Source organism: Rhizobium sophoriradicis (assembly GCF_003939025.1).
GTDB lineage: Bacteria > Pseudomonadota > Alphaproteobacteria > Rhizobiales > Rhizobiaceae > Rhizobium > Rhizobium sophoriradicis.
Genome location: NZ_RQIH01000007.1, coordinates 206,137 through 223,147, shown reverse-complemented (window position 1 = coordinate 223,147; position 17,011 = coordinate 206,137). Strand labels below are relative to the sequence as shown.

At 62.2% G+C, this 17,011-nt stretch carries 20 protein-coding genes; 14 read left to right on the top strand and 6 right to left on the bottom strand.

Going from position 1 to position 17,011, the window contains the following annotated elements; genetic code table 11:
• Positions 1-10: 10 nt before the first annotated feature.
• Genes EFR00_RS13815 through EFR00_RS13805 form a run of 3 tightly spaced genes read left to right on the top strand, consistent with a single transcriptional unit; the run spans position 11 to position 2,666 of the window.
• Positions 11-1,420 carry an aspartate ammonia-lyase gene (locus tag EFR00_RS13815; RefSeq protein ID WP_077990607.1) on the top strand — a complete coding sequence of 470 codons (1,410 nt, stop codon included), beginning with the start codon at positions 11-13 and terminating at the stop codon, positions 1,418-1,420.
• 11 nt (positions 1,421-1,431) lie between these two features.
• Complete coding sequence (locus tag EFR00_RS13810) at positions 1,432-2,226, top strand: phosphotransferase (protein ID WP_009996778.1); 795 nt, start codon at positions 1,432-1,434, stop codon at positions 2,224-2,226.
• On the top strand, positions 2,223-2,666 hold the full coding sequence (locus tag EFR00_RS13805) for an Lrp/AsnC family transcriptional regulator (RefSeq protein WP_009996780.1): 444 nt from the start codon (positions 2,223-2,225) through the stop codon (positions 2,664-2,666). The genes EFR00_RS13810 and EFR00_RS13805 overlap by 4 nt, the downstream gene beginning before the upstream one ends.
• Before the next feature lie 269 nt (positions 2,667-2,935).
• Here the strand turns inward: EFR00_RS13805 and EFR00_RS13800 are convergent, their stop codons facing one another.
• Positions 2,936-3,109, bottom strand: coding sequence for a YdcH family protein (locus tag EFR00_RS13800; protein ID WP_009996782.1), 174 nt, complete (start codon positions 3,107-3,109; stop codon positions 2,936-2,938).
• 228 nt (positions 3,110-3,337) lie between these two features.
• Between EFR00_RS13800 and EFR00_RS13795 the strand changes: the two genes are divergently transcribed.
• The 8 genes from EFR00_RS13795 (at position 3,338) to EFR00_RS13760 (ending at position 10,250) form a co-directional block, all read left to right on the top strand.
• Positions 3,338-3,541: a YdcH family protein gene (locus EFR00_RS13795; protein ID WP_009996784.1), complete on the top strand. Its 204-nt coding sequence runs from the start codon at positions 3,338-3,340 to the stop codon at positions 3,539-3,541.
• A 42-nt stretch (positions 3,542-3,583) separates the two neighbouring features.
• Complete coding sequence (gene purE, locus EFR00_RS13790) at positions 3,584-4,078, top strand: 5-(carboxyamino)imidazole ribonucleotide mutase (RefSeq protein ID WP_004679370.1); 495 nt, start codon at positions 3,584-3,586, stop codon at positions 4,076-4,078.
• Positions 4,075-5,145 carry a 5-(carboxyamino)imidazole ribonucleotide synthase gene (locus EFR00_RS13785; protein WP_009996790.1) on the top strand — a complete coding sequence of 357 codons (1,071 nt, stop codon included), beginning with the start codon at positions 4,075-4,077 and terminating at the stop codon, positions 5,143-5,145. Before purE ends, EFR00_RS13785 begins: the two co-directional genes overlap by 4 nt.
• Before the next feature lie 171 nt (positions 5,146-5,316).
• A complete protein-coding gene (ykgO, locus tag EFR00_RS13780) occupies positions 5,317-5,442 on the top strand; it encodes a type B 50S ribosomal protein L36 (RefSeq protein WP_003582204.1) in 126 nt (41 codons plus the stop codon).
• Positions 5,443-5,551: 109 nt separating this feature from the next.
• Positions 5,552-6,166 carry a tetratricopeptide repeat protein gene (locus tag EFR00_RS13775; RefSeq protein ID WP_009996795.1) on the top strand — a complete coding sequence of 205 codons (615 nt, stop codon included), beginning with the start codon at positions 5,552-5,554 and terminating at the stop codon, positions 6,164-6,166.
• Positions 6,167-6,258: 92 nt separating this feature from the next.
• Positions 6,259-7,344, top strand: a complete 1,086-nt coding sequence (locus tag EFR00_RS13770) for an alpha/beta fold hydrolase (protein WP_077990610.1) — start codon at positions 6,259-6,261, stop codon at positions 7,342-7,344.
• A 74-nt stretch (positions 7,345-7,418) separates the two neighbouring features.
• Positions 7,419-9,155, top strand: a complete 1,737-nt coding sequence (gene ggt, locus EFR00_RS13765) for a gamma-glutamyltransferase (protein WP_077990613.1) — start codon at positions 7,419-7,421, stop codon at positions 9,153-9,155.
• 120 nt (positions 9,156-9,275) lie between these two features.
• Positions 9,276-10,250 (top strand): threonine ammonia-lyase, encoded by a 975-nt coding sequence (locus tag EFR00_RS13760; RefSeq protein WP_077990614.1) that lies wholly within the window; start codon positions 9,276-9,278, stop codon positions 10,248-10,250.
• A 66-nt stretch (positions 10,251-10,316) separates the two neighbouring features.
• On the opposite strand, the gene EFR00_RS13755 is transcribed toward EFR00_RS13760, so the two are convergent.
• The gene (locus EFR00_RS13755; RefSeq protein WP_038691217.1) at positions 10,317-11,129 is read right to left on the bottom strand and encodes an SDR family NAD(P)-dependent oxidoreductase; all 813 of its coding nucleotides are present in this window, start codon (positions 11,127-11,129) and stop codon (positions 10,317-10,319) included.
• A gap of 128 nt (positions 11,130-11,257) precedes the next feature.
• Here EFR00_RS13755 and EFR00_RS13750 point away from each other — a divergent pair, with 128 nt between their 5' ends.
• Positions 11,258-12,202, top strand: a complete 945-nt coding sequence (locus tag EFR00_RS13750) for a GlxA family transcriptional regulator (RefSeq protein ID WP_077990855.1) — start codon at positions 11,258-11,260, stop codon at positions 12,200-12,202.
• Positions 12,203-12,254: 52 nt separating this feature from the next.
• On the opposite strand, the gene EFR00_RS13745 is transcribed toward EFR00_RS13750, so the two are convergent.
• Positions 12,255-13,148, bottom strand: coding sequence for a LysR substrate-binding domain-containing protein (locus tag EFR00_RS13745; protein ID WP_077990617.1), 894 nt, complete (start codon positions 13,146-13,148; stop codon positions 12,255-12,257).
• Between the two features lie 117 nt (positions 13,149-13,265).
• On the opposite strand from EFR00_RS13745, the gene EFR00_RS13740 reads away from it, so the two are divergent.
• Both EFR00_RS13740 and EFR00_RS13735 read left to right on the top strand, forming a co-directional pair.
• Complete coding sequence (locus tag EFR00_RS13740) at positions 13,266-13,685, top strand: tautomerase family protein (RefSeq protein WP_009994968.1); 420 nt, start codon at positions 13,266-13,268, stop codon at positions 13,683-13,685.
• On the top strand, positions 13,682-14,233 hold the full coding sequence (locus EFR00_RS13735; protein ID WP_009994969.1) for a DUF4865 family protein: 552 nt from the start codon (positions 13,682-13,684) through the stop codon (positions 14,231-14,233). Before EFR00_RS13740 ends, EFR00_RS13735 begins: the two co-directional genes overlap by 4 nt.
• 8 nt (positions 14,234-14,241) lie before the next feature.
• Here EFR00_RS13735 and EFR00_RS13730 read toward each other — a convergent pair whose 3' ends face one another.
• The 3 genes from EFR00_RS13730 to EFR00_RS13720 form a co-directional block, all read right to left on the bottom strand.
• Positions 14,242-14,877 carry a LysE family translocator gene (locus tag EFR00_RS13730; RefSeq protein WP_009994970.1) on the bottom strand — a complete coding sequence of 212 codons (636 nt, stop codon included), beginning with the start codon at positions 14,875-14,877 and terminating at the stop codon, positions 14,242-14,244.
• Positions 14,878-15,001: 124 nt separating this feature from the next.
• A complete protein-coding gene (gene pyk / locus EFR00_RS13725; protein WP_038691224.1) occupies positions 15,002-16,441 on the bottom strand; it encodes a pyruvate kinase in 1,440 nt (479 codons plus the stop codon).
• Positions 16,441-16,926, bottom strand: a complete 486-nt coding sequence (locus EFR00_RS13720; RefSeq protein ID WP_086156370.1) for a DUF1036 domain-containing protein — start codon at positions 16,924-16,926, stop codon at positions 16,441-16,443. The genes pyk and EFR00_RS13720 overlap by 1 nt, the downstream gene beginning before the upstream one ends.
• Between the last annotated feature and the right edge of the window lie 85 nt (positions 16,927-17,011).

Here is a 17,011-nt window from a genome sequence, read left to right as displayed (position 1 = left end):
AGAAGGGGCCATGGCGATAACGCGCATCGAGACAGATCTCTTGGGTAGCCGGGAATTGCCGGCCGATGCTCTGATCGGTATTCATACACTTAGGGCTGTCGACAACTTTGATATTTCCGGCATTAAACTCCAGAATTTTCCGGAGTTCCTCCAATCTTTCGCAATGATCAAGAAAGCTGCCACCGCAGCCAATCTGGAGCTAGGGTTGCTCGATCCCGTAATCGCGAGGGCGATCGATCGAGCCTGCGACAGGCTGATCGCCGGTGAAATCCTGGCGCCGCATTTTCCGATCGATATGATGCAAGGCGGGGCCGGGACCTCGACCAACATGAACGTCAACGAGGTCATCGCCAATCTGGCCCTTCAGGGCATTGGCCTGTCGGCTGGCAGCTACGACACCGTCAACCCGAACGATCACGTAAACCTTTGCCAGTCAACCAACGACGTCTATCCGACTGCGATCCGGCTGACGATATTGCGGGAAAGCGAGACACTCTGCTCGGCGCTATCTGCTCTGGTCGCCGCCTTCCGGCGCAAAGGGGAAGCCTTCGCCGATATTGTGAAGGTCGGAAGAACGCAGCTTCAGGACGCTGTACCAATGTTCCTTGGTCAGGAGTTCGAAGCCTTCGCCGAAACGCTGGAAGAGGACATCGAGCAATTTCTCAGCGCGGCTGAGTTGATGCGCGAGGTCAATCTGGGCGGAACGGCGATCGGCACCGGCGTAAACGCACCGGTGGGCTTCTCGGCTGTGGTCTGTGCGCACCTATCCACGATCTCCGGCATTGCCGTTCGTCCGGCGCGAAATCTCGTCGAGGCTACTTCCGATACTGGCGCTTTTGTTTCGGTATCGGGCATGCTCAAACGTATGTCGGTGAAGCTCTCCAAGATCTGTAACGACCTTCGCCTCCTGTCGAGTGGTCCGCGGGCCGGCTTTGGCGAGATCCGTCTTCCGGTTATGCAAGCGGGCTCTTCAATCATGCCGGGCAAGGTCAACCCGGTGATCCCTGAATTGCTGAACCAGATCAGCTTCCAGGTAATTGGCAACGACCTGACGGTCACACTCGCCGCCAGCGCGGGGCAACTGCAGCTGAACGCCATGGAACCGGTCATCGTGCTCAACATTCTGCAATCCATGCGGCTATTGGCGAGAGGAATGGATACACTTCGCACTCGCTGCATCGACGGAATCGAGGCGGATCCGCAGCGATGCCGGGCGCTTCACGACGGTGCTCTCATTCTTGCCGCAGCACTCAATCCCTTCGTTGGATACGCCCGGGCAGCCGCGCTTGCCCGAACCGCGCTGGCGGAAGGAATTCCGCTGCGAGAGGCGGTCGAGCGCGACAGCGGTTTGCCTACGGCTCAGATCGAGATGATCTTCGGCATGAAAACCATCGAAACTAACGAGTCGGCGCGGCATTGAAGGGAAGGGAAATGGCTGTTTTCACGGATCTGTCGGAGGCGGACTGTGGCCGGATCGCGACAGCCTATCGCCTAGGAAGCCTTACATCGGTAATCGGCATTGCCGATGGCGACGCCGAAACCACCTACCTTTTCCGCTCCGGGCGCGGCGAGTTCATCGTCACCCTGTTCGAAAGCGGTGCCGAACCATTTGACGTCGAACGCGCCTTCCAGACTATGGAAACGCTCTCCGGCGCCGGCATTCCTTGTCCGGCAACCTTGCGCACTGATGTCGGTGCGGCCACGATCACCGTGGCGGGCAAGCTTGTCGCGGTTGTCGGTTTTGTGCCAGGTTCTCGACTAAGCGAAGCCACTCCCGGCAAATGCCATGCCCTTGGCACCTGTGTCGCGCGGATCCATCAGACGCTGGGGCGCTCAAGGAATAGAGTGCCGCTCGGCCTGCCGACGGGCCCCGTGCACGGTGCGCTTAATCGCGATAACGTCTTCTTCGTCGACGAGATGGTGAGCGGTGTCATCAATTTCCGCTTTCGCCATAATGATGTTCTGATCGCCGAACTCGCTGAGGTCATTTTGCATTGGGCTGTGACAGCAGACGGCACTCTCGAAAGGACGCTGGTCCGCGCATTGCTCGCTGGGTACGAAGACATCAGGTCCCTCAACGAAGCGGAGTGGCGGGCCGTGTCGGCTTTCGTCATGGCAGCGGCCGCCACCGTATTTGCGCGGGATGGCAGGCTAACCGATCTCGAAGCCGCCACACAGCGGGTCTTTCTCTCCGCCAAGAATTGCATTGAGGAAATCCGGCCATGAAGCGAACCCTCGACCGATCCGACGAGCGCATCCTCACCGAGCTAACCCGCAATGGGCGGATTCCCCACGCGGAACTGGCCGAAAAAGTCCACCTGTCGCGCAACGCCGTTCGCCAACGCATCGAGCGATTGGAACGCGACGGGCTGATTCAGGGCTATACGATTGTCGTGGGCGAGGGAAAACCGCGGGCCGCAGCCATCACAGCGATGATCTTCGTGTATCGCCACGACCGCATGCGCGGCGGCGACGTCATTCAGACGCTCAAAGGGATACCGGAGGTCATCTCCTGCGACATTATGAGCGGTGAATTCGACCTGGTAGTGCGGGTTGAAGCAAGCGCGGCAGACCGCATCCGCGAAATCTGGCAAGAGGTTTCGGCGCTACAAGGCGTGCGCGACACGCTGACGGCATTTGCCCTGTCTTCGATGATCAAGCGTTGAGCGAAGTGGGCGGCAGGTCAATGGCATAACCAATACACGGCACGCTTGCGATTTGACGGCATCGGGATTCTGTCATTGAACGGATGTAGTTACATTTTTTCGGCCACTACAGCGCCGAGTTCGTCCTCGCAAAAGCGCCAGCCGCGATGCCGCGAGCATCGGGCTGGCGCAATTCTGGTGTCAAATCACCGGGTCTTGCAAATTTTAGGCGGAATGGATGGATTTACCTCTTCATACGCAAGATGATCGGCCGGCGACCCTTGGGAAGATCAGTGGACGGATGACTTGAGACGCTGAATCTCGTCCTTGATGCGCAGCTTGCGGCGCTTGCATTCGGCAATTTCCGTATCGGAGATAGAGGGAGCTGTTCTGAGCGCGTGCAGCTCCTCTTCGAGAGCAACATGCTTTTTCTGGAGTGATTCAAGATGAGCTTGAACTGTCATTTGACCCTTCCTTCCTCTTACCCTCCCCGGCCATCATCGTCGGGGATCAAGGTGTCAACGCGCCGGACTGTGACATATTTTTGAAGGCTTGTCGAAGGCGAAAAGATGAAGATGAGATGGCAAATTCATGATCAAGACTAACTAGCCGTTACCCGTATTTGGTGATAGGAGCTTGCGGAAATCATCGGCAGATCGGACAACATCCGAAGACGACAACGGGGAATGCATATGGCCGATCAGGAACAGGCGGAAATCAGGCTCATCGTGGCGCGTCTGCGTCAGGAGCACGAGGATTTCGACGCCGCGATCAACGCCATGATCGAGACCGGATGCGACGCTCTGCGAATCCAGCGCATGAAAAAGAAGAAGCTCGTTATCAAGGACAAGCTCTCCAAGCTGGAAGATCAGATCGTCCCTGATATCATCGCCTGATCGCATCGCCCGATCGCATCGCTTGGAGGAATAGCGGCAACGATGACAGACAGACCACCCGTCGCCATTATCATGGGCAGCCAATCCGATTGGGAAACCATGAAGAACGCGGCCGACACTCTGGAAGCCCTGGAAATCCCTTATGATGCGCGCATCATCTCGGCGCACCGCACGCCCGACCGCATGGCGAATTTCGCCAAGGGCGCACGCGCCGAGGGCTTCAAGGTCATCATCGCCGGTGCCGGCGGTGCCGCCCATCTGCCGGGCATGACCGCATCGATGACGCCCCTGCCGGTCTTCGGCGTCCCGGTCCAATCGAAAACCATGTCCGGCCAGGACAGTCTGCTGTCCATCGTACAGATGCCGGCCGGCATTCCTGTGGGAACGCTCGCCATCGGCAAGGCGGGCGCCGTCAACGCCGCCCTTCTCGCCGCCGCCGTACTTGCCCTTTCCGACGAAGAAATCGCCGAGCGGCTCGACGAATGGCGCGAACGTCAGAGTGCCAGCATCGCCGAATACCCGATGGACGACCAATGACTGTAAGAACGATCGGCATTGTCGGCGGCGGCCAGCTCGGCCGCATGCTGGCGATCGCCGCCGCCAGACTGAATTTCCGCACGGTCATTCTCGAGCCGCAGGCGGACTGCCCGGCCGCTCAGCTCGCCAACCGGCAGATCACCGCCGCCTATGATGATCCGGCGGCGCTGGCCGAACTTGCCGCCGCCTGCGATGTCGTCACCTACGAATTCGAGAATGTGCCCGTCGCGGCCGCAGAAACGCTTTCGGCAAGCATTCCCGTCTATCCGCCGCCGAAGGCGCTGGAAGCCGCTCAGGACCGCCTGGTCGAAAAGCGCTTCCTCAACGATTGCGGCATCACCACCGCCGGCTTTCACGCGATCGACAGCCAGGCCGATCTCGAGGCGGCACTGAAGGATTTCGGCGGTCAGGGCGTATTGAAGACCCGCCGGCTCGGTTATGACGGCAAGGGACAGAAGGTTTTCCGTTCAGTGGCCGACAGCCCTGATGGCGCCTATGCCGCGCTCGGCGGCGTGCCGCTGATCCTCGAAAGCTTCGTCGCCTTCGAACGCGAGGTCTCGATCATCGCCGCGCGCACCGCGGAGGGGACGGTCGTCTGCTTCGATCCCGCCGAGAATATACACCGCAACGGCATCCTCCATACCTCGACGGTTCCCGCCGCGATCTCCACAACGACGGGCGAAGCCGCACGTCGTTCGGCCGAAAAAATCCTCGCGGCATTGAACTATGTCGGCGTCATCGGCATCGAATTCTTCGTGCTTGCCGACGGCGGCCTGATCGCCAACGAGATGGCACCGCGCGTCCACAATTCCGGACATTGGACCGAGGCGGCCTGCGCCGTCAGCCAGTTCGAGCAGCATATCCGCGCCGTCGCCGGCCTGCCGCTCGGCGATGGCGCCCGCCATTCCGACTGCGTCATGCAAAACCTGATCGGCGACGATATCCTTGCCGTTCCCGACTGGCTGCGACGCCCCGATACGCTGGTCCATCTCTACGGCAAGACGGAGTGGCGCCCCGGCCGCAAGATGGGCCATGTCACCACATTGGCGCCGAAATTGCCGCTTTGACGGTGACAAAACGGTCTTGCAGCTTGGGAAAAACACCGCCACGTGGTTGACACGGAAAAGGTGACGGGGTATCTGCACCCCCACCTAAAGAGCGCGCCCCGACGGCGCGCTTTTGATTGTTAAAGTTACGGGCGAATGTGAATTCCCCCATAGAGATCGCGGATCAGAAAAATGAAGATCAAGAATTCGCTCAAGTCGCTCAAGGCTCGTCACCGTGACAACCGTCTGGTTCGTCGCAAGGGCCGCATCTACATCATCAACAAGCTGAACCCGCGCTACAAGGCTCGTCAGGGCTGATTGCGCGCATCCGGATCGCCGCGCCGCGCAGATTGCGCCGTCCGACATCCGGTAGGTCGCTGCGGTGATCACGTCAAATTTGTTTGATCTTCGGCGTTGGCGGGCTAATATGTCCGCCATGCGCTTTTTTGCTTTGATGCCGGCGGCATTGCCGCTCTTCCTCGTCCTCTCCACCTCTCCGCTTCCTGCCATCGCGGCGGAAAAGGATGTCATCGTCGAGCAGAGGAACACCGACAATTCGCCGAAGCAGCGCCTCGACCAGCTCTTCAGCCAGCTGAAGCGCGAGCGCGATCCCGACAAGGCCAGCAGCATCGCCAACGAAATTCGCCTGGAATGGAATGATTCCGGCAGCGCGACCGTCAATTTGCTGATGCAGTGGGCCGACAAGGCGATTGAGGAAAAGCGCAATCCAGCCGCTCTCGATTTTCTCGACGAGGCAATAGCGCTGAAGCCCGATTACGCCGAAAGCTGGAATCGGCGCGCCACACTGAATTTCGTCATGGGCAATTACCGCAAGTCGATGTCCGACATCGAACACGTGCTGGATCTTGAGCCGCGCCATTTCGGCGCGCTCTCCGGCATGGCCGCGATCCTCAGCAATGCGGGGAACGATCAACTGACGTTGAAAGCCTGGGAGCGGTTCCTCGACATCTATCCCGCCGAGCGCACCGCGCAGGAGCAGGTTAATACGCTGTCAGAAAAACTTGCCGGCAACCGCACTTGATGTCGACCGCACAAGTTTAGAATCCTCGAGGGGCCACGCGGCGCTTCGCCCACCCCTCTCGAGAACCGCCGCGACCATCGCCCGTAAAGATCATGCTTGCAGAAGTTTCCGCTCTTCTCGCTCCACTTGCCGCCGCCATCGGCTACTCCTCCTACAAGGCGCGGCGGCTCGAACAGACCTATCCCAATATCGGTGAACTGACGGATGTCGGCGGCTACCGCATGAATGCCGTCCATATCAAGCGTCCGCAACATGCGGATCTGCCCCCTCTCGTCTTCATTCACGGCGCCAGCGGCAATCTGCTCGACCAGGTCGTCGCGTTCCGCACCGCACTCGAGGGCCGGGCCGAAATGCTGTTCGTCGATCGTCCCGGTCACGGCTATTCCGAACGTGGCGGCCCTGAAAACGCGGTCCCTTCCGGCCAGGCGGATGCGATCGCCCGGCTGATGGAGGCACGCGGCATCGAGAGGGCGATCATCGTCGGTCATTCTTTCGGCGGCGCGGTCACTGCAACCTTCGGCCTGCGCCATCCCGAAAAGATATCCGGCCTGCTCTTTCTGGCACCCGCCACCCATCCCTGGCCGGGCGGTATCGACTGGTATTATCATGTCGCGACGGCGCCGGTCGTCGGCTGGCTGTTCAACCACGCCATCGTCGTGCCGCTGGGACTCAGCAGGCTGGAACGCGGCACGCTGAATGTCTTCCGTCCCAATGCGCGCCCGCTCGATTACATCGAAAGGACCGGCCCATCGCTGGTGCTGCGGCCCCGCACCTTCCGCAACAACGCCGCCGATTTCAAAAGGCTGCTTGCCTATCTTAAGGAGCAATCGCCGCTCTATTCGCAGATCACCGCGCCGACCGTGATCATAACCGGCGACAGCGACGAGATCGTCTGGGAACACCTTCATTCACGCGGCCTTGCCCGCGATATAGCAGGCTCCGAACTCATCACCGTGCGCGGCGTCGGCCACAAGCCGGATTATCTTGCGACCGATGTCGCCATCGCCGCCATGGAAAAGATCGCCGGCAAGCCGCGCGACCTGCAGGCAATCGCCCGCCGGGCCGAGCAGCGGCTCGCCGCGGCGTCACCCGATCGGACATCGCTGCCATCACTGGAGCCAGGCGCCCCGCCCAGGCATGACCCTTCAGCCGGAAACTCGATCGAACGCCTCGCATAAAGCCGATCGCTGCATTGCCTCGCGCCGGCGCAGCCCCATATGTTTTTCCGTTGTTGTCCATAGGAGGGGAAATCATGGGCCGCCTGCATATCGGGACGATCTCGGTCATATCGGCATTGTCGCTCTGCCTGACCTCGGCTTTCGCGGCCTCGCCCGCACCTGTTGAAGCCGAACACGGCATGGTCGTCACCGCCCAGCATCTGGCCACCGATGTCGGCGTCGAGGTGCTGAAGAGCGGCGGCAACGCCGTCGATGCGGCCGTCGCTGTCGGTTACGCGCTGGCGGTCGTCTATCCCTCGGCCGGCAATCTCGGCGGCGGCGGCTTCATGACCATCCGCCTGAAAGACGGCACCAAGACCTTCCTCGATTTCCGCGAACGCGCGCCGCTCGCCGCAACGAAGACCATGTATCTCGATGCCAAAGGCGAGATCGTGCCGCGCGCCAGCCTCGACGGTTATCTCGCCGTCGGCGTTCCAGGCTCGGTCATGGGTTTTGAAACGGCGCGCGAGAAATACGGCACCCGCTCACGCCAGGATCTGATCGCGCCGGCGCTCCGCTTCGCCAAGGAGGGCTTCACCCTGGAACAAGGCGATGCGGCCATCCTCGCCGGCAGCGCCAAACGCCTCGCCAAGGATGAGACGGCGGCGAAAATCTTTCTGAAGCCGGATGGCCAGCCCTATGCATCGGGCGAAAAACTGCAGCAACCGGATCTCGCCGCGGTCCTGGCCGCCATCTCCGAAAAGGGCCCCGACGCCTTCTACAAGTCCGCTCCCGCCGAGGCGATCGTCACGGCGAGCCAGTCCAAGGGCGGCATTCTCGCCAAGCAGGATTTCGAGCAATATGCCGTGCGCGAACTGAAGCCGATCGAGTGCAATTACCGCGGCTACGACATCATCTCCTCGCCGCCGCCCTCCTCCGGCGGTATCATCATCTGCGAAATCCTCAACGTCCTCGAAGGTTATCCGCTCTCCTACCTCGGCTATGCCTCGGCCGAAACGGTGCACGTGATGGTCGAGGCGATGCGCTACGCCTATGTTGACCGCAATGCGGCGCTCGGCGATCCCGATTTCGTCGAGAATCCGGTCGGAAAACTGCTCGACAAGAACTACGCCAAGGAGATCGCGGCAAAGATCGACCCTTACAAGGCCGGCACATCGGCGGATTTAAAGCCGCTCGGCGGCAAGGAAAGTAACGAGACGACGCATTATTCGATCATCGACGACGAGGGCAATGCGGTTGCTGTCACCTACACGCTGAACGGCTCCTTCGGCGCTGCCGTCGTAGCACCCGGCACCGGCGTCCTGCTCAACAACGAGATGGACGATTTCACCTCCAAGCCGGGCGTGCCGAACCTCTACGGTCTGGTGCAGGGCGAGGCGAACGCCATCGCCCCGAAAAAGACGCCGCTCTCCTCGATGAGTCCGACGATTATTACCCGCGACGGCAAGCCCTTCATGGTGATTGGCAGCCCCGGCGGCTCGCGCATCATCACCATCACGCTGGAGGCGTTCCTCAATGTCGTCGATTTCGGCATGGACATCAGCCAGGCCGTCAACGCCCCGCGTTTCCATCACCAATGGCAGCCTGACAAGATCTTCCTCGAGCCCTATGCGCTTTCGCCGGATACGGAGAAGGCCCTCGCTGCCATGGGTTACAGTTTCGACGGCGGCAATGATGCGCCGCTCTGGGGCCAGGCTGCCGGCATCCTGGTCGGCGGCAAAAGCCTCGCCGCCATCGCAAAGGGCGGCGGCGCCCGCTATAACGGCGCCATGGACGCCCGGGCGGCGGAAGGGTCGGCCGGCGGCTATTGATGGCGCCAAAAAGGTTCAGGCGGCGGATCTCCATTCATGTCACGGTGACAAAGTCGACGTTCACAAACGGCGTGCCGCATCCTATGCATGTGCGAACTCTCCAAGCAGGACGATTCCCGAATGGCAAGCATTGAAATGATTGTCGCCGCCCGCGCTCGTCTGCGCGGCCATATCAGGCGCACGCCGCTTCTCTCCTCCCCCTTCCTCAACGACATCGCCGGCCGGCGCCTGTTCGTGAAGGCGGAATGTCTGCAGCATTCCGGCTCCTTCAAATTTCGCGGCGGCTGGTCTGCCGTCTCCGGCCTCGATCCGGCCGTGCGCGCCCGCGGCGTCATCGCCTTTTCCTCCGGCAACCATGCCCAGGGTGTGGCGCTGGCTGCCAAGCTGCACGGCGTGCCCGCCGTCATCATCATGCCGAGCGATGCGCCGAAGCTGAAGATCGCCAACACCCGCGCCTTCGGCGCCGAAGTCGTGCTCTACGACCGCGCCAACGAGGATCGCGACGAGATCGGCGCCCGGCTCTCGGCCGAGCGCGGCCTGACGCTGATCAAACCCTTCGACGAACCGCTGGTCATCGCCGGCCAGGGCACGACCGGCCTCGAGATTTCCGAACAGGCCGAAGAAGAGGGCGTGACATCAGCCGACGTTCTCGTGCCCTGCGGCGGCGGCGGATTGACCTCCGGCATCGCCCTTGCCCTCGAAGCCAGTGCCCCCGGCCTTCGCGTCCGGCCCTGCGAGCCCAGGGATTTCGACGACACGACCCGCTCGCTCGCCTCCGGCAGGATCGAGCGCAACGCGTCGATATCAGGCTCGATCTGCGATGCGATCCTGACGCCCCAGCCGGGCAACATCACCTTCCCGATCCTCAAGCGCCTTGCCGGCGCCGGTATCGTCGTCACCGACGACGAGGCGCTGCGCGCCATGGCGCTCGCTTTCGTCAGGCTGAAGATCGTCGTCGAGCCCGGAGGCGCCGTGGCGCTCGCCGCCGCGCTCTTCCATGGCGAGGCGCTGGAAAGCGACGCGGTCATCGCCGTCACTTCCGGCGGCAATGTCGATGCCGATATCTTCGCTATGGCTCTCGAACGTTTCGGCTGAATATCATGCGAATGAACGCCGTTCGCCATCCGCGCAACAGCCGCGGATGGCCTTTGCCCATGGCAATCAGGCAATGTTGTAGCGCTTCGCCGGCGCGGCGCGCGACAGATTCGGCATCAGTGCCTGGCGCGCCTGCTCGTAGGCGGCAAGCAGACCGGCATCCTCAAGCGACGGGATCGTCGCGAATTCGCCCTGCTCCAGGCCGGCGAGCGACGCATCGACCATGTCTTCCGCCGACATTACGATCTCGTTGGGCAGATGCTCGACCGGCGTGCCGGCGATGCCCCAGAATTCCGTTGCCGTGGCGCCGGGCAGTACGGCCTGGATGCGGATGTTCTTCTCCGCCAGCTCATGCTTCAGCGACTGGCTGAATGCGTGCACGAAGGCTTTCGTACCGCCGTAGACGCCGTTCAGAAGCTCCGGCGCGATCGCGACGATGGAGGCGATGTTGATGATCGTGCCGCCGCCGCGTGCGACGAAGCCGGGAACCGCGGCATAGGTCAGCCGCGTCAGTGCCGTGACGTTGAGCTCGATCATCTCCTGCATCTTGTCGACATCGGCGGAAAGCAGCGGCGCCGTTCCGCCGAAGCCGGCATTGTTGACGAGAAGCGTGATGCTCCGGTCTTGCCTAAGCACGCCTTCGACGCGGGCAAGGTCTGCCCTGTTGCCGAGATCGGCGGTGACGGTCTCGACGGTCCGGCCGGTTTCATCGGTCAGCCGGCTTGCCAGCGCCTTCAGCCGCTCGCCGTTGCGGGCGACGATGATCAGGTCGTAACCCTGCTTCGCCAGCCTATGGGCATAGATTGCTCCAATGCCCGAAGATGCGCCGGTTATCAGCGCCGTGCCCCTATGCTCCGGTATATTGCGTTCCTGCGTCATGGCCCGTCTCCTTCAATTGCGCCGGCCCGATGCCTTGCGCTTGAGGAGAGTCTTACGCCCGATTGCGAATGACCTGAATGTCATATATACCACCTTTCAGGACATCCTCTTTTCAGGACTCGATGACCATGCAGCGAATCGGCTTTCTGCTCTATCCCGGCTTCCAGATCATGAGCCTGGCGGCGATCTCAGCCTTCGAGTTCGCCAATCTCGAACTCGAGGAAAAGGTCTACGAGATCCGCTACCTCTCCGAAAATGGCGGGCCGATTGCAAACTCGCTTGGTATGGTGATGGAGACGGAGGCCTTCGGCGAGCCGAACTTCGATACGCTGATCGTGGCCGGAGCACCGGGTATCAGGCTTCCGAATGCTGCGGAAGCCGATTTCATCCGCGCCGCCCTGCCCGCCACACGTCGTCTGGCCTCGATCTGCACCGGCGCCTTCTTCCTTGCCGAAGCCGGTATCCTCGACGGCCGCCGCGCGACGACGCACTGGTATGTCTCCCGCGAACTGCAAAGCCGTTATCCCAAAATAAAGATGGAAGAAGACCGGATCTTCATCGTCGACGGATCGGTCTGGACTTCGGCCGGCATGACGGCCGGTCTCGATCTGGCTTTGGCGATGGTCGAGAAGGACCATGGTTTCGAGGTAGCGCGCGCCGTTGCCCGCACGCTCGTCGTCTATCACAGGCGCGCCGGCGGTCAGTCGCAATTTTCAGCCCTGCTGGAACTGGAGCCCAAATCCGACCGCATCCAGAAGGCGCTCGCCCACGCCCGCGGCAATCTGAAATCGACGCTTTCCGTCGAAGAATTGGCGGAAGCGGCCCATCTCAGCCCTCGCCAGTTCAGCCGCGCCTTCCGCGCCGAAACCGGACAATCACCGGCCAAGGCCGTCGAGAACCTGCGGCTTGAAGCAGCCCGCCTGATGATGGAGCAGGGCCGGCACCCGATCGACGTCGTTGCCCGCGAAACCGGTTTCGCCGACCGCGAGCGCATGCGCCGCGCCTTCCTGCGCGCTTTCGGCCAGCCGCCGCAGGCGATCCGCCGCAGCGCCCAGCAGCAACATCAGGCTTGAGGCATCCGGCCCTTTCAAGCCGGATGCCACGATCAACCGTCAGCAGGAAGGGTCAATGTGCAGAGACCAACGCCTCATGCACGGATTGCATCACCAGTTCGCCAAGCCGCGCCGCCGCCGGTTGCAGTTCGGCTTCGGCCCGATGCAGGACCAGACCAAGCTTCGGCAGGTCGGGCAGGCCGAGCGTCGCGGGCGTCAGCGGCCGGAGCTTCGCCGGCAGGCCGATTGGCGTGCGGATGGTGAGACCGAGGCCGGCTGCCGTCGCCGCCCAGAGGCCGCCGAGACTTGCACTGACGAAGGCGAGCCGCCAGGAAATGCCGGCCGCATCAAGCGCCTTTGTCGCCGCGGTGCGCAACAGGCACGGCGCCTCCAGCGAAGCGAGCGGCATCGGTTCGCCGCTGGCCGCATGCCAGCCGAGCGGCCCCTCGACAGGCCCGATCCAGCACATCGGCACTTCGCCGATTCGCTCGCAATGTGCCGTCATCGCGCCGTCGCTCCAGGCAAGCGCCAGATCGAGCTTGCCTGATGTGACGCGCTCGAGCAGTTCGGTATTGCGTGCCACCCGCGCCTCGATGCGGACCTTCGGATGGGCGCGGGCGAAACGGCCGAGCACCTCGGGCAACAAGGTCTCTCCGAAATCCTCCTGCAGCCCAAGCCGCACCCAGCCCTCCAGCTCGATGCTGTGCACGGCGGCGGCCGCCTCGTCGTTGAGTTCCAACAGCCGCCTGGCATAGCCGAGCATCGTCTCACCGGCATCGGTCAGCGCCAGCCCGCGCCCCGCCTTGCGGAAGATCGGCGTGCCCGCCTGTTCCTCCAGCTTCTTCAGCTGCGCGCTGACCGCCGAGGTCGAACGCCCGAGCCTTTCGGCCGCCTTGGCAAAATTGCCGAGCTCCATGCCGGTCGAAAAGGTTCGAAGCACGTCAAGATCGAAGATGGTCCGCCGCATCACACAGTCCAGATTTTCGGGATTATTTATCCAAAATATTCTGATTTTCAGCATCATCGTGCCGTGCGATGGTGCTGTTGTCAAGGCCGCCGGACGGCCCCAACAATGGAGATCCCGATGCCCTTTGTTCGCATTTCCCTTCGCAAAGGCAAGTCGCCGGACTATCTCGCGGCACTCGCCGACGCCATCCAGCGCGCCCTGGTCAAGACCTTCGACGTGCCTGAGGACGATCGCTTCCAGGCCATCCACCAGCATGATGAGAACGAGCTGATCTTCGACAGCAGCTATCTCGCCGGCCCGCGCTCCGGCGATTTCGTCTATATCTCGATCACCATCGGCCGACCCCGAACGGCCGAGATGAAGGCGGCGCTCTATCGCCGGCTTGTCGATCTCCTGGCGCAATCGCCGGGTCTTCGGCCGGAAGACGTGATGATCGTCATCAGCACCAGCGCCCCGGAAGACTGGTCCTTCGGCAACGGTATCGCGCAGATGACGGATCCCGACTGGCGGCTGCGGGCAGCAGGGGAACGCTCATGATTGCCATGCAATACAGCTTCACCCTGCCCGCCGATTACGACATGTCGATCGTCGACCGACGCATCCGCGACAAGGGGCCGCTGCTAGACGGTTTTCCCAATCTCGGCTTCAAAGCCTATCTCGGCGCCCGCCGAGGCGAATGCGCCAGCCGCGACAATCTCTATGCGCCCTTCTATCTCTGGCAGAAACCGGAAGGGGCAAGCGACTTTCTCTGCGGCGCGGGATTCGAAGCCCTGACCGGCGCCTTCGGCTGGCCTACGGTCAGAACCTGGATTGTCTGGCAGGCCGAGCTTTCGGCTGAGATCGCTGCTGCAAGATTCGCGACCCGCGATATCCTGTTGACTGAGCCTTACGCGCCCCTCGCTGATATCCGGCGGGCCGAAAGCGCGCAGGCTGAAGCCGAGGTTGCGGCAGGCGGCGCGCTCGCCTCCGTCTCCGGCTTCGAACCGACGACATGGACGCGAGTGCGCTTCAGGCTATGGCGAGAGATTCCAGAGATCGGCGCGCAGACGCAGGCCTATCGCGTCGGTCACCTGTCCCTTCCCTGACGCTGACGTCAAACGGTCGCTCGGCGATAGAAGGCAAGCGAGCCCGCAAGCGCCAGGAGCGCGCCGCCGCAGGCCCGCTCCAGCCAAAGGGTGCCTGAGCTCTTCAGGAAACGCACCGCCTGCGAACCGAAGAACGCGTAGCCGAACATGATGACGAAATCGAGCGCGGCAAAGACCAGCGCCAGCAGCGCATATTGCCCTGCCTGCGGCTGGGTAGGATCGATAAACTGCGGCAGGAAAGCCGAGAAGAACAGATAGCCCTTCGGATTGGTCGCCGCGACCATGAAACTCTTCAGGCCGATCGAGAAAGTCGACGCCGCGCCGGCCGGCGCACCTGCTTGCAACGCCGCATCGATCCCGCCTCTCGAGCGCAGCAGCATGATGCCGAGAAAGGCAAGGTAAGCAGCACCCGCCCATTTCAGCATCGAGAACCAGAATTCGGATGCCGCCAGCAGCGCGCCGAGCCCGACCGCCACGGCGCCGATCAGCACGAAATCGGAAAGCACCGCGCCGATCATTCCGGCAATTGCCCGGCGCAGACCATGCCGCGAACCGTTGGTCAGGGCCAGCAGCACTGTTGGCCCCGGCGTCGCAATACCGACAAAGGAAACGGCTGCAAAGGCGGCAAGCGTGACGATATCCATGACGATCCCTCCCAATCCACCGGTCGAAACTTGCACGCCCAGGAGCTCTTGGCAATGATACCCTATCAACGAAAAAGCCCGCCGCCTCCTCGAGGCAGCGGGCTTTCGAACGGACGCGATCGGATCAGATGCCGCTCTGGCCGTCGGAACCGATATAGGCAATGCGGATCATGTTGGTGGCGCCGGGCGTGCCGAGCGGCACGCCGGCCGAGATGATGATGCGGTCGCCCGGCTTGCCGAAGCCTTCGTCCGCAACGATGCGGCAGGCGCGGTTGACCATGTCGTCGAGATCGGTGGCGTCATGGGTGACGACGCAATGCAGGCCCCAGACGATGGCAAGCCGGCGCGCCGTCTTGATGATCGGCGACAGCGCCAGGATCGGCACCTGCGGACGCTCGCGCGAGGCGCGAAGGCCTGTCGTGCCCGACGAGGTATAACAGACGATCGCCGACAGCTTCAGCGTTTCGGCGATCTGGCGGGCCGCAAGCGAGATCGCATCGGCGCCGGTCGCTTCCGGCTGGGCGCGCTGGGCATAGATGATGCCGGGATAATGCGGCTCGCGCTCGATGGCCGTGGCAATCGACGCCATGGTCGAGACGGCTTCGATCGGATAATCGCCCGAAGCCGATTCGGCCGAGAGCATGACGGCATCGGCACCTTCGAAGACGGCGGTCGCAACGTCCGACACTTCGGCGCGCGTCGGCACCGGCGCCGAGATCATCGATTCCAGCATCTGCGTGGCGACGACGACCGGCTTGCCCGAACGGCGGCAGGCGCGGATCAGCTGCTTCTGGATGCCGGGAACCGATTCGAGCGGCATTTCGACACCGAGATCGCCGCGGGCGACCATCAAGGCATCGGAAAGCTCGATGATTTCCTCGATGCGCTCGAGGGCCTGCGGCTTTTCGATCTTCGACATCAGGCCGACACGGCCACGGGCGATCTTGCGCACTTCGGCAAGGTCGTCGGGACGCTGGACGAAGGACAGCGCCACCCAGTCGACATCGTCCGTGGCAAGCACGGCGTCGAGGTCGGCGCGGTCCTTGTCCGTCAGTGAGCCGACGCCGAGCAGCGTGTCGGGAAGGCTGACACCCTTGCGGTCGGAAATGCGGGTACCGGATATAACCGTCGTGACGATGCTCTTGCCGTCGCATTTTTCGGCGCGGAGCGCGAGCTTGCCGTCGTCGATCAGCAGGCGATGGCCGGGCTGCACCGATTCCAGGATTTCCGGGTGCGGCAGATAGACACGGGTCTGGTCGCCGAGCGCTTCGTTGTTGTCGAGCGTGAAAGTCTGGCCGGGCTTCAGATCGACCTTGCTGTCGACGAACTTGCCGACGCGCAGTTTCGGCCCCTGCAGGTCGGCCAGAATGCCGATCGGCCGGCCGGAGCGGGCCTCGACCGAGCGGATACGCTGGATGAGCGTACGCATCAGGTCGTGGCTCGCATGGCTCATATTGATGCGGAAGACATCGGCACCGGCCTGGTGCAGCTTCTCGATCATCGATTCCTCGGAGGAGGCGGGCCCGAGGGTGGCGAGGATTTTAATTTTGCGATTACGCTTCATCAATTCTGGCTTTCTTGCGTCCCTGGGGTGTCGGAGAGTTGGACCATCCAGCTGCCCTGACGGCCGGTGTCGTATTCCTTGAATCCCATCTTCTGGTAACCGCGGGCATAACAATCCTGCACACCCGAGATCTTGAACTCATTTTCCGCCACGCACATCTGGACATCCCCCGTCCATCGTCCTCCCCGGGCGGCGTCCTCTGCGTAGAGGTAATAATAACGCGACTGCAGTTCTCCCTCGATCAGCGTGGCGCAGGTCGTTGCCGGCACTTGCCACCAGCCTTCCGTGACCCAGCCATCCTTGGCCCTGTATCCGATCGCAACGCCGACGAGATTCTGTGTTCCGTTGCAGACGCGAAAATCGGCGCGTGCGGCATCTGCGATGAAGAACGGCATAAAAGCTGCAAGAGCGAACAGAGCGAGTCGGACCAGCGGTCCGGACCGCGTGCGGAAACTTGGCGCGGCTTGAATCAACACGGCTCCCAAATAGCTCCACGGTTATTCGTATCCGTGTCTTCTTGCGCCGCCGTCATGCGAAAGTCAACGCGATGCTAATCGATTATATTTCCTT

Bases quoted from the DNA above. Each gene is read 5' to 3' on its own strand.
- ggt (WP_077990613.1), top strand. From the start codon at position 7,419: ATGGGCCGCCTGCATATCGGGACGATCTCGGTCATATCGGCATTGTCG.
- EFR00_RS13810 (WP_009996778.1), top strand. From the start codon at position 1,432: ATGGCTGTTTTCACGGATCTGTCGGAGGCGGACTGTGGCCGGATCGCG.
- EFR00_RS13755 (WP_038691217.1), bottom strand. From the start codon at position 11,129: ATGACGCAGGAACGCAATATACCGGAGCATAGGGGCACGGCGCTGATA.
- ykgO (WP_003582204.1), top strand. From the start codon at position 5,317: ATGAAGATCAAGAATTCGCTCAAGTCGCTCAAGGCTCGTCACCGTGAC.
- EFR00_RS13735 (WP_009994969.1), top strand. From the start codon at position 13,682: ATGATTGCCATGCAATACAGCTTCACCCTGCCCGCCGATTACGACATG.
- EFR00_RS13745 (WP_077990617.1), bottom strand. From the start codon at position 13,148: ATGCGGCGGACCATCTTCGATCTTGACGTGCTTCGAACCTTTTCGACC.
- EFR00_RS13785 (WP_009996790.1), top strand. From the start codon at position 4,075: ATGACTGTAAGAACGATCGGCATTGTCGGCGGCGGCCAGCTCGGCCGC.
- EFR00_RS13800 (WP_009996782.1), bottom strand. From the start codon at position 3,109: ATGACAGTTCAAGCTCATCTTGAATCACTCCAGAAAAAGCATGTTGCT.
- pyk (WP_038691224.1), bottom strand. From the start codon at position 16,441: ATGAAGCGTAATCGCAAAATTAAAATCCTCGCCACCCTCGGGCCCGCC.
- EFR00_RS13805 (WP_009996780.1), top strand. From the start codon at position 2,223: ATGAAGCGAACCCTCGACCGATCCGACGAGCGCATCCTCACCGAGCTA.
- EFR00_RS13750 (WP_077990855.1), top strand. From the start codon at position 11,258: ATGCAGCGAATCGGCTTTCTGCTCTATCCCGGCTTCCAGATCATGAGC.
- purE (WP_004679370.1), top strand. From the start codon at position 3,584: ATGACAGACAGACCACCCGTCGCCATTATCATGGGCAGCCAATCCGAT.
- EFR00_RS13815 (WP_077990607.1), top strand. From the start codon at position 11: ATGGCGATAACGCGCATCGAGACAGATCTCTTGGGTAGCCGGGAATTG.
- EFR00_RS13730 (WP_009994970.1), bottom strand. From the start codon at position 14,877: ATGGATATCGTCACGCTTGCCGCCTTTGCAGCCGTTTCCTTTGTCGGT.
- EFR00_RS13770 (WP_077990610.1), top strand. From the start codon at position 6,259: ATGCTTGCAGAAGTTTCCGCTCTTCTCGCTCCACTTGCCGCCGCCATC.
- EFR00_RS13760 (WP_077990614.1), top strand. From the start codon at position 9,276: ATGGCAAGCATTGAAATGATTGTCGCCGCCCGCGCTCGTCTGCGCGGC.
- EFR00_RS13740 (WP_009994968.1), top strand. From the start codon at position 13,266: ATGCCCTTTGTTCGCATTTCCCTTCGCAAAGGCAAGTCGCCGGACTAT.
- EFR00_RS13795 (WP_009996784.1), top strand. From the start codon at position 3,338: ATGGCCGATCAGGAACAGGCGGAAATCAGGCTCATCGTGGCGCGTCTG.
- EFR00_RS13775 (WP_009996795.1), top strand. From the start codon at position 5,552: ATGTCCGCCATGCGCTTTTTTGCTTTGATGCCGGCGGCATTGCCGCTC.